Below are 11,016 nucleotides of genomic sequence, written 5' to 3'. Positions count from 1 at the left end.
AATCCGACTTAAGTGGGTTTTGATGTATAGAGGCTCTGATACTGGGGCGTTAGATGTACAGTTTACCAAAAGAAATTTTGTATATTTGTCGATAAGGTGATGACTAAAAAACGAATAGCATAGTCGAGATGTATGATGAACATCCTCGATAGTGTTTCTGGAACCAAAAAAGAACAATAAAGTTATTGATAATGTTGTTATCTAGTCACTTGTGTTCCTTTACGATAAAGCTTCATCGCTCTAGGCACTTTAAATAGGAAACTATTGAAGAAAGCAACAAACCTAAGATGAAACTCTTGTTTATCTCAGGTATATTTAGCGCCTTTCTTTTGTCATAGCAGACTTAATACGCATGCATCCGTCACTTCGATACATTCAAGGTTATCCGCAGAACATTGTCGAGCAAGTCAGTTCACTCATCGACAGCGGTAAACTGGTGCCTTGGTTCGAAAAACGCTACCCAGATAGACACCAAATCAAAAGCGAAAAGGCACTCTACGAGTACGCAATAGCGCTCAAAAACCGCTACATGAAGAAAGCCGCGCCAATTAGCAAAGTGGTCTACGATAAGAAAATTCACGCCGTCAATAATGCACTTGGTTTGCATAGCGTGATCAGCCGTAACCATGGTGGCAAGCTCAAATCGAAAAATGAGATTCGCATTGCGAACGTGTTTAAAGATGCACCTGAAGCGTTATTACGCATGCTGGTGGTGCATGAGTTGGCACATACTCGTGAGAAAAACCACGACAAAGCCTTTTACCAACTGTGCTGTTATATGGAACCTGAGTATCACCAACTCGAATTTGATGCTCGTCTGTTTATGATTTACCTCGATTTAAAAGCGAATTCGAATGAAGACCAATAATCACAACGCGAAACAAGCTCAGCCAAAATCGGCGAAGTCTAAGCCGAGCAAAGAAATCGCCAAGATCAAACCAAAGCGTGTGAAAAATAAGCCGACAGCAAAAGCTACAAAAAGCACAGGTCTGAAAACTAACGCCGCGAACAAAAGCAGCGATGTGGAAGTGATCAAAATTGCTAAGAGTGGATTGCATGAACGTAATGCACATCGAGGTCGCTACGATTTCAAAAAGCTAATCACAGCAGTGCCTCAGCTCAAATCATTTGTGATAAAGAATCCGAAAGGGGAAGACTCAATCAACTTCTCCGATCCAAAGGCCGTCAAGATGCTCAATAAAGCATTGCTGGCGGCGCACTATGATATTGAATATTGGGATATCCCTGATACTTACTTGTGCCCGCCAATTCCCGGGCGCGCGGATTACGTTCATCGTGTAGCAGAGTTGCTAGATGGTGAAGTAAAAGGCAAATACGCCCACCATAAAGTGCGAGCGCTTGATGTCGGTGTTGGAGCAAACTGTATTTACCCGATTGTAGGTGTGACTCAGTATGGATGGCATTACACCGGTAGCGATGTTGATCCAAAATCGATTGGATCAGCACGAGCAATCACAGAGCGTAATGCCTCGTTAAACGGTAAGATCGAACTCGTACAACAAACCAGTGAGTCCAATATTTACCGCGGTATTATCCAGCCAAACGATCGCTACGATATTACGACTTGTAACCCACCATTCCACCGTTCTGCTGAAGAAGCCGCGATGGGCAGTCAGCGTAAGTTAGACAATTTAAAAGCGAATCAGCGTAAAAAGGGCGTGAAGGTTCAAGCTAATCAAGCGAAAACGCCGCAAGTAAAAGCCAATAAACCCGCGCTTAACTTTGGTGGCCAAAATGCTGAGCTATGGTGTGAAGGTGGTGAAGCTGCATTCATCCGCAAAATGGTGAACGAAAGCCAAGCATTCAGTGCACAAGTGCTTTGGTTTACCACGTTAATCTCAAAGAAAGACAATGTTCGTCCGATGCGTAAACAACTTGAGAAGTTGGGTGTAAAAGCGATCCGAATCGTGGAAATGAGCCAAGGACAAAAAGTCAGCCGCTTTATCGCTTGGTCCTACATGGACAAATCGCAGCGTAAAGCGTGGATTGAATTAAAGTAATTATTCACAGCATACTTTTCTAACCAATAAAATAGCACCACTCTGTTGGTGCTATTTTTTAACAATAAATTTATTAATTTAATAATTATAACAAGTTTGGCTATTCTTCTGATAAATAGACTTGATTATTAGGGCTATCAACTTTAAATAACATGGGGTACTATTCCCCACAAGAAATAGTGTTAATACATGAATAGTTATGTCTGATAATGAACTGATCATTTTTCCTTGGAATCACAATTTTGAGACAGGGATTAAAAAGGTCGATGAACAACATTACCATCTCTTTTTATTGGTAAATAAATTAGCCAATACGTTGATTTATGATGATCAAATAGAAGTTGACGGTGTGTTTAGTGAATTAAAAGACTACGCTCAATACCACTTCTCTTTTGAAGAAAGCATCTGGAACGAGCACTTTCTTGATGATGTTTGGAATGATGATCACAAGAAAAGTCATGCGTCGTTTGTCAACGAAGTCATCAAGATTCAATCTGAATCTAAACCCCTCAACTGGCAAGAATCTATCGAACATATTCTGCAGTTCTTAATTCGTTGGCTCGTATTCCATATCATCGGCGATGATAAGAAAATGAGTGTCGCGTTGAAAGAGTTGGAATCTACCGATTCTTTAGAGACGGCAAAAGTGAACGCGGTAGATACACTGCAGGGTATCAATGTTTAGTCGCAGATGCTGTTCTCAAAATGTATTTTGAAGTATCTACTCAATCCATTGAGCTTGTTAGAGAAAAACATCGTCGCTTTGTGGCAGAGAAAGAGTTGAGATGCCTCAACAAAAAGCTGCAAGAACTTGCGATAACAGATGAACTATCGGGTTTATACAACCGTCGATACTTCAACATCATGACGCCAGATATTCTTTCCAAAGCGCAAGCAGGAAAGCAAACCGTCAGCTTTATTTCTATTGATTTAGATTACTTCAAACAACTTAATGACGAGCTTGGTCACCTAAAGGGCGATGAGGCCATCACCAAGGTTGGGATGTTATTATCTTCGCAATTCAATGGTGTTGACGAAATCGCTTTTCGAATGGGTGGGGAAGAGTTTTTGATTGTGCTTGTCGACTCAGAGCATGAACATTGTGTTGAGCGCGCAGAGTTACTGAGAGAGTCCATCTCTAAACTTTCAATCTTATGCGAAGATAATGCTCACACCCATTTATTAACCAGTTCTATTGGCGTATTTAGCCAGCGAGCAGAATCATGCTCAGATATTCGCTATTTCTTGGATAAAGTCGACCAATGCTTATATAAAGCCAAATTGAGCGGAAGAAATACCGTAATCGCAGAGTCTATATTAACGATTTAATTTGAACTGCGGCTAAGGTAATAACTTAAATCAGGTTGTTTTTCTAACTCTTCGTTTTGTTAGTGAATTGAGCAACCTGTTTTAATAAGTCGCCGTCAATGTCAGGCAACCCATCAGAGAAAAAAATCTGTGTTCCTGGAGTGCAACGCATTAATACGTTGGTGAGTTCACCATCATCATTAGAAGTATTGATTGCATTGAGCTTAACTAGCTTGTTGTAAACTTCTTCTTCTAATTGTTGGCGCTGTGCGTTGGTCAAACGAATACGACCGACACAAATCCCCGGATTTACCTCGTGAGATAAGGATTCTTTTTGGAAGCGTTCACGAAATAGTGAGTCGAGTTCAGAGCCTTCTTCCATCAAAAAGCGTCGCCCAGAACGGTAGAACAACCCATCACCAAAATCTTCAACATAACCTAGCATTTCCGCTATGCGCAGATAAAAACGCAGACTGGTTTCTGATAACTGGTAGGTTTTCGCAATGTCTTGCGGGTCGAGGTTACGAGACGTCACCATATAGATAAAGTCGAGAAGATAGGGGTGTTCAAGAAATAACGCGCTTTGTTCTTCAGTCAGCATTTGTTCGTTCTCATGCTGAAGCTGATTGGCGAGGTTGGCTAGCTCAATAAGATCGGTGTTTAAATAGTTGAGATAGACAAGGATTTTATCCAAGCCCAAAGAAGGGTTATGCAGGTGGCGTTTGATGCTCGACAACGGAATACCGCTTTTCTCCGACAAAGAGCTATAGCACAGCCCCTCATCTTTGATCTTTTGTCGCAGCGCCGCTAATAGAAATTTAGGTCCGACATTCATTTCTTAACACCACCTTAACTGCTGAGCTTATTTTGATGTGTTCTGTTGTTCCAACAACAAGTTACGAATGGCGGTGCCAGCTTCCAAAATGTGTTTTTTCAGCAAATACTTAGCGCCTTCTACATCGCGGTTTTGACACATTTCGAACATGGTCAAATGCTCTTGCTCTGCCTTCTGAATGCCCGTCGTGAACAGCAGTTGCATGCGAATGTAGCGGTCGCACTTAGTGTTGAGGCTGTATATCACATCCATGGTTTCTGGCATGTTTGCTGGGGCATACAAAGCTTTATGGAATTCGTAGTTGTAGTTGCTCCACTCTTCGACTTCATCGCCGCTGTTGACTACCGCTTCAAAACGTTCACGGACTTCACGTGCTCGTTCGAGATCTTCGTCAGTCATGTTCTGAATCGCACGCTCTAAAATGTGGCATTCCACTACGGCGCGCAGTTCGAACAACTCGTCGATTTTATCTGGAGAGAGCTCAGTTACCGTTGCCCCTTTATGAGGCTCAAAGCTCACTAATCCTTGTGCTTCCAATTGCACTAACGCTTCACGAACGGGAATGCGGCTAACATTAAACTCTTTTGCCAACGCGTCCTGACGTAAAGGTTGACCAGTTTTTAACTCGCCCTTTAGGATCTGAGTTCGAATCGCTTCCTCAACCAGTTGAGTGCGGGTCTTAAAAACAGGTTTTTGTGACATTGAAGTCTCCCGTCAAAAATAAATATTGTATCCAATTTCTTTAGTTTATTGTTTTTCTGGATTAAGCCAACTGCAAGCGAAGGTTTTGAGATGTGGCGTGAAATAAAAGGCACCAACTGGTGCCTTTTTGAGCCAATGACTTAACTGTGAGCTGTTTTGCCATCTACTGCGCGCGGGATCTCCAATGAATTTTCTGCTTTTAACGAATCGGGCAGTAAGCTTTCTGGCAACGCTTGATAAGCCACCGGACGTAGCCAACGGTGAATGGCTTCCGCACCAACAGAAGTCGACGCTGAATTGGTCGATGCGGGATAAGGGCCGCCATGCACCATGGCATAACCAACTTCTACGCCTGTCGGCCAGCCATTAAATACCAGTCGTCCGGCAATCTCTTCCAAACGAGGGATGAGCTGCGATACTTGTGGGTAATCTTCTTCCGTTGCATGAATTGTCGCGGTTAGCGATCCTGCCAGCGTTTCACTGAGCGAAAGCATATCAGCCACATCTTCACAAACGACGATCAACGATTGTGGACCAAAAATCTCTTCTTCCCACGCAGGATGTTTGCGCCAGTTTTCACTGCTCGTAACAAAGAGAGCCGATGCCACACAAGGGGACTCCGCTTGAGAAAAAGTGACGTCAATTCCGTCGTCAGAGCCTCGGCTGACGACCTGTGATTGGTAACTATCACGGATTCCGGGAGTAAGTAGAGTAGAAGGAGACTGTTGTCGAATAAGGGCTTGCGCGGTTTCAATAAACGCTTGTGTTTCCGGTGTGTTCAGCGCGAACACTACGCCAGGTTTAGTACAAAATTGTCCACATCCCATGGTCATGGAAGCAACAAATTGATCCGCTAAATCTGCTTTAGCTCTCATTGCAGAAGGGAAAATAAACGTCGGGTTAATCGCACCGAGTTCACCATAGAACGGGATTGGCTCAGGTCGCTGCTGCGCTAGGTTGAACAGGGCGCGCCCACCACCAACCGAACCAGTAAAGCCCACCGCTTTAATTTCAGGATGGCTGACCAAAGCTTGTCCTAATGCACGCTGATTTCCTTGCAGCAAGGTGAAAATCGCTTGTGGTAGCTGCTCTTGTTTCAGCGCTTGCTCGATACACTCCGCAACGATTTGGCTTGTACCTGGGTGCGCAGTATGACCTTTTACAATCACCGGGCAACCCGCTGCGAGGGCAGAAGCAGTATCTCCACCAGCAGCAGAGAAAGCCAACGGAAAGTTGGATGCTCCAAATACCGCGACAGGACCAAGCGCAATTTGTTGGCGACGAATATCTGGCTTAGGTAGTGGGGCGCGAGTTGGGTTTGGCGTATCAAGAATGGCTTGGTGATAACTGCCAGAATTGACTACGTCAGCGAATAAGCGAAGTTGATTCGCTGTACGAGCGATTTCTCCTGTCAGGCGTACTTCGGGAAGCGCCGTTTCTAAATGGGCTCGGGCGATAATGTCATCACTTCTTGCCTCTAATTCACTGGCAATCGTGCGAAGCAGACTAGCGCGCTTACTGTTATTTAAGCGGCGAAAATCGCGTGCGACTTTTGCAGCAGCAGTTGCGGCTTGATTGACCTCAACTTCCGTATGAACAGGAAAAGCTAAAGGGAGCGCCTCACCAGTAAAGGCGTTGGTCGCGTAAAAAACGTTGTCGGTTTGCGGGTTCATTGTGATTCCTTACTGTCCTTATTTCACTTCAAATCCATACGCGTATGGGTCTTCGTCATCCACCCAGATGGTGTTGTGTCCATACACTTGCGCCCAACCTTCGATGCTAGGCAGAATGGCTGCTCGCCCGTTCACTTCAGTGACGCCTTCAATACGTCCGTTAAACAGGCTGCCGATAATACTTTCGTGGACAAAGTCCTCACCTTGTTTGAGTTTGCCTTTGGCATGCCACTGCGCCATACGGGCACAGGTGCCTGTGCCGCAAGGGGAGCGGTCGAGGGCTTTGTCGCCGTAGAACACGGCGTTGCGAGCGGTTGCGTTTTCATTAGTAGGGCTACCTGTCCAAAGCACGTGAGAGACGCCACACACGGTTGGATCGTCTGGATGCACACATTCCACCGCTTTTGAAACGGCTTCACGAACTCGGGGGGAGAGCATCAAAATTTCATCAGGCGAGTAGTGCTCAAGACCGGCATAGTTGGTTTGTGGGTCGACAATCACGTAGTAGTTGCCTCCATAAGAAACATCGACAGTGATTTCTCCGAGTCCTTCTACTTCAACGGTGACATCTTGATGAGCAAGGTAAGCAGGAACGTTAAAGATTTTAACTGACGTGACCTTGTCACCTTTTGTTTGGTAATGCACTTCGATTTGTCCAGCAGGGACGTCTAGGATCAAACGACCTTCTTCGTTTGGGGTGATCAGCCGATTCTCAATTGCCGTGGTGACCGTGCCTATCGTGCCGTGCCCACACATAGGTAAGCAGCCGCTGGTTTCGATAAACAAAATCGAGGCGTCAGCATTGTCACTACAAGGCGGTAAAACAACGGAACCTGACATCATGGAGTGACCACGAGGTTCAAACATCAATGCCTGACGAATCCAATCATAGTGTTCCAAGAAATATTGGCGCTTCTCACTCATGGTATTGCCCTTAAGCGGAGGAACACCGCCTGCCACTAATCGGACAGGGTTGCCACAGGTGTGGGCATCGATACAGAAAAAGGTTCCTTGTCTCATTTTTCGCTCCTTGCTGAAAAAATGGGTTGAATCGAACGGACTTAATGTTATCGTGATGTAAAATATATTGTATACAATCTGCTTTTTCAAATGTGACTTGGAGCATATTCATGTTGGTCAAGGAAGAAACTGGAAATCAAAATATAGCGATAGTAGGTGCGGGGATCATCGGCTTGGCAATTGGCTTAAAATTGCAACAGCAAGGGCACCAGGTGACGCTATTCGACCCGAATGGCGTGGGAAATGGTTGCTCGAAAGGGAACGCTGGGCACATTGCCACTGAGCAAGTTTTTCCACTCGCAACACCGGGTCTTATTCCTCAGCTACCTAAGATGCTATTGAACGCCAAAAGTCCGGTTTCTATCCGATGGCAAGATCTCCCTTCCACTATGGGTTGGATGCTTCGATTCTTATCAAAAGCCAAACCATCGTCGACAGTGCCTTCGACCAACGCCATCAAAAGTCTCAATTCAAGAGCAGTGAAAAGCTGGCAACAGTTACTCGATTCCATCGAGAAAAAAGACCTGATCAAAATGGATGGCTCGTTATTGACCTTTGAAAGCGAGCGGCTGTTCGAACGTTATCAAAGTACGCTAGAAGAGCTAAAAAAACACGGTGTGAAGTATCAAGTTTGGACGCAGAAAACCATCCGTGAACAGCTTCCCGAGATCAGTCGCCAAATTCGCCATGGTGTATTTTTCCCTGAGACGGGACATACGTTAGACCCTTATTCAATCAGCGTTGAGCTCTATGATGCATTTGAGAAGCTGGGTGGAACCATTGTTAATAAAACGATTGATGCTCTAAGTAAATCGGGGCAAGTGTCGGTGGAATCAAGTCAATATTCATTCGACCGTATCATCGTTGCTGCCGGGGTACATTCCAAGCTTTTAGTGAAGCAATTAACTGGTATCGCAGTGCCCATTCAAGCCGAGCGAGGGTACCACTTAATGATGGATGATAAACGGCAAGCGTTGCCGTTTCCGATCAGCTCTGCCGACCGAAAATTCATCACGACGCCGATGGCGAGTGGGCTGCGTTTAGCGGGAACAGTGGAGTATGCACACGTAGAATCTCCTCCGAATATGAAGCGTGCCGAGATGCTATATCAGCAAGGCGATGCGATGTTCGAAAGTGGATTAAACCCACTCAAACAACAAGAAAAGTGGATGGGAAACCGACCTTCAACAGTGGATTCGTTACCTGTGATTGACCAGATTTTTGAAGGAAAAGTGCTGCTGGCATTTGGGCATCAGCACCTTGGATTAACCCAAGCTGCAATCACCGCCGATCTCATTTTGGAGCTTGTTGAAGGTAAAAGCCCATCGGTTGATCTTTCACCATTTACGCTCAAGCGATTCGTTTAAAAAATTTAAGATTAAATATTGTATAAAATATATTTAATGCTAATGTTAACGAAAATTTAACAACAAGGTATCCAGCAGCCGTATCCGGATGCCTCCAGAAAACGACCAAAGGAGTAAAACATGTCACGAATGACGAAAGCACCACTGGCGATGTTGATTTCAGGAATGCTGTTGGGGACCTCTGCATACGCAGAAGAGAAATTAACGATTGTGTCTTGGGGCGGTGCGTTTACGAAGAGCCAAGTTGAGGCGTACCACAAACCTTTTATCAAAAAGACGGGCGTTGAGATTGTGTCAGAAGACTTCAGTGGTGGTTTAGCCGAAATTAAAGCGCAAGTAGAAGCCAATAATGTGCGCTGGGATCTGGTTTCACTAGACAAACCAGACATCGTACGCGGCTGTGCAGAAGGGCTGTTAGAGCCTGTTAATCCGAGTATTTTGCCGCCGGGTGCGGATGGCGTGAAGCCTGAAGAGGTTTATGCCTTGCTAGAGACCGAACAAGGGCGTGAGCGAGCATTTGCCAAGCTCGATACCATCAAATCACAAGTGTTGTGGTGGACCACAGGTGCTCAGCCACCACAAATGCTCGCCGACAAAGAAGTGGTAATAGCCTCGGCATTTAACGGTCGTATCCATAATGCCAGACAAGATGAAGGTCAGCGCTTTCGTATCATTTGGGATCACCAAATGGGATACATGAACGGCTGGGCGATTCCAAAAGGCAGTGCGCACACCAAGCTAGCGCTCGATTTCATCGCTTTTTCGTCGGGTACTAAGCCTTTAGCTGACCAAGCAAAATACGTTGCCTATGGTCCAACACGCAAGTCGTCATCGGCGCAAGTCAGTCCTGAGATTTTGGCAAACCTGCCTACCGCACCGCAGAACTTTAAAACAGCCTTTTTGATTGATGACGAGTGGTGGTCGGATTATGCCGATGAGCTTAACGAAGAGTTTAATACTTGGCTGCTTAATTAGGCGTTAACCAAGCGCAAGCTCAGTTGAGTGTTACCTCTGAAGGGGCGGGCTTGATAACCAAAAGTTCCGCCTCTGACGTTTCCTTTTATTTGCTTTGGAGAAACCATGAACGTTATCGATGCGCAGCAAGTTGCCAAGTGTTTGAGCATGAAGTCATTGATTGAAACCATGCGAAAAACTTATGCCCAGCCTGCCGCTATTCCCCAACGAAGAGTGATGCCTTTAGAAGAAGGTAAGTATGAAGCATTTGCTTTGCTGCCCGCATGGAACCAAGACTTAATCGCGGTCAAAGCTTTTACCTATTTTCCGCAAAACCCAGCAGATGGCAAAGATACACTGGCTTCCAAAATCTTGGTGTTTAAACGAGAAGACGGTCAACCCGTTGCATTGGTCGATGGAAAAGTGCTGACCTTCTGGCGCACGGCAGCTGCGTCTGCATTAGCTGCGGATTACCTAGCGCGCGAAAACGCTTCTCGGTTGCTGATATGCGGAACTGGCAATCTGGCACCATATTTTGCGTGGGCGAATGCCGCAGTTCGACCGCTTAAACAGGTTTATGTTTGGGGACGAAGCTTGGACAAAGCGATGGCGACCGTCGACCGCATTGTCTCTTCGCCAGAGTATCAATCCTTGCCAATCGAACGTCAGTTTGCGGTGTCGGTGGTTGAGAGCGTCGATGAGACTCTTGAACACGTTGATATCATTAGTTGTGTGACATCTTCCGCTGCACCACTGTTTGATGGTGCAAAGATTCTACCCGGCACGCATATCGACTTAGTGGGCAATCATGATTCGGATAAACGAGAGTGTGACTCGACAGTTGTGCAACGCGCACAGGTGTATGTCGATAGCCGCATTAATGTGTTAGCGGAAGCAGGGGATTTATTGATCCCAATCCAAGAGGGCGTGTTTAACGCCGAGCAGATTAAAGGAGAGTTGCCACAGCTTTGCGCCGAAGAAGTGAGAGGGCGTCAGAGTGATGAGGCGATCACCTTATACAAATCGGTGGGCAGTGCCTTAGCCGATTTAGCCGCCGTACAAGCGGTATTGAAAGAAAGCGGCATCAGCCTAGTTTGAGCATTTTCGCTCGTCTTTTAAAATTGCATACAATATAC

At 45.6% G+C, this 11,016-nt stretch carries 11 protein-coding genes; 7 read left to right on the top strand and 4 right to left on the bottom strand.

What is annotated here, in order from left to right:
- Nucleotides 1-352 precede the first annotated feature (352 nt).
- The 4 genes from KJB05_RS10435 to KJB05_RS28645 all read left to right on the top strand — a co-directional run bounded on the left by KJB05_RS10435 (nt 353) and on the right by KJB05_RS28645 (nt 3,350).
- Nucleotides 353-868 carry a M48 family metallopeptidase gene (locus tag KJB05_RS10435; RefSeq protein ID WP_208445509.1) on the top strand — a complete coding sequence of 172 codons (516 nt, stop codon included), beginning with the start codon at nt 353-355 and terminating at the stop codon, nt 866-868.
- Entirely contained in the window at nt 855-2,021 is a 1,167-nt protein-coding gene (gene rlmF / locus KJB05_RS10430) for a 23S rRNA (adenine(1618)-N(6))-methyltransferase RlmF (RefSeq protein ID WP_208445510.1), read from the top strand. The genes KJB05_RS10435 and rlmF overlap by 14 nt, the downstream gene beginning before the upstream one ends.
- 199 nt (nt 2,022-2,220) lie before the next feature.
- Nucleotides 2,221-2,706 carry a bacteriohemerythrin gene (locus KJB05_RS28650; protein ID WP_244142933.1) on the top strand — a complete coding sequence of 162 codons (486 nt, stop codon included), beginning with the start codon at nt 2,221-2,223 and terminating at the stop codon, nt 2,704-2,706.
- 20 nt (nt 2,707-2,726) lie between these two features.
- Nucleotides 2,727-3,350 carry a GGDEF domain-containing protein gene (locus tag KJB05_RS28645; RefSeq protein ID WP_244142934.1) on the top strand — a complete coding sequence of 208 codons (624 nt, stop codon included), beginning with the start codon at nt 2,727-2,729 and terminating at the stop codon, nt 3,348-3,350.
- Between the two features lie 43 nt (nt 3,351-3,393).
- Here the strand turns inward: KJB05_RS28645 and KJB05_RS10420 are convergent, their stop codons facing one another.
- From KJB05_RS10420 to KJB05_RS10405, 4 genes are all read right to left on the bottom strand, one after another.
- The gene (locus KJB05_RS10420; protein ID WP_208445511.1) at nt 3,394-4,164 is read right to left on the bottom strand and encodes a transcriptional regulator; all 771 of its coding nucleotides are present in this window, start codon (nt 4,162-4,164) and stop codon (nt 3,394-3,396) included.
- A 27-nt stretch (nt 4,165-4,191) separates the two neighbouring features.
- A complete protein-coding gene (locus tag KJB05_RS10415) occupies nt 4,192-4,866 on the bottom strand; it encodes a GntR family transcriptional regulator (protein WP_208445512.1) in 675 nt (224 codons plus the stop codon).
- Between the two features lie 140 nt (nt 4,867-5,006).
- Nucleotides 5,007-6,539 carry an aldehyde dehydrogenase (NADP(+)) gene (locus KJB05_RS10410; RefSeq protein WP_208445513.1) on the bottom strand — a complete coding sequence of 511 codons (1,533 nt, stop codon included), beginning with the start codon at nt 6,537-6,539 and terminating at the stop codon, nt 5,007-5,009.
- 18 nt (nt 6,540-6,557) lie between these two features.
- A complete protein-coding gene (locus tag KJB05_RS10405; protein ID WP_208445514.1) occupies nt 6,558-7,559 on the bottom strand; it encodes a 4-hydroxyproline epimerase in 1,002 nt (333 codons plus the stop codon).
- Nucleotides 7,560-7,669: 110 nt separating this feature from the next.
- On the opposite strand from KJB05_RS10405, the gene KJB05_RS10400 reads away from it, so the two are divergent.
- The 3 genes from KJB05_RS10400 to KJB05_RS10390 all read left to right on the top strand — a co-directional run bounded on the left by KJB05_RS10400 (nt 7,670) and on the right by KJB05_RS10390 (nt 10,978).
- Nucleotides 7,670-8,926: an FAD-dependent oxidoreductase gene (locus KJB05_RS10400; RefSeq protein ID WP_208445515.1), complete on the top strand. Its 1,257-nt coding sequence runs from the start codon at nt 7,670-7,672 to the stop codon at nt 8,924-8,926.
- Nucleotides 8,927-9,046: 120 nt separating this feature from the next.
- Entirely contained in the window at nt 9,047-9,901 is an 855-nt protein-coding gene (locus KJB05_RS10395; RefSeq protein WP_208445516.1) for an extracellular solute-binding protein, read from the top strand.
- Nucleotides 9,902-10,006: 105 nt separating this feature from the next.
- Nucleotides 10,007-10,978: an ornithine cyclodeaminase family protein gene (locus KJB05_RS10390; protein ID WP_208445517.1), complete on the top strand. Its 972-nt coding sequence runs from the start codon at nt 10,007-10,009 to the stop codon at nt 10,976-10,978.
- Nucleotides 10,979-11,016: the final 38 nt, after the last annotated feature.

The organism is Vibrio sp. B1ASS3 (genome assembly GCF_905175355.1).
In the GTDB taxonomy this organism is placed as follows: domain Bacteria; phylum Pseudomonadota; class Gammaproteobacteria; order Enterobacterales; family Vibrionaceae; genus Vibrio; species Vibrio owensii.
This window is presented reverse-complemented; position numbering and strand designations above follow the sequence as displayed.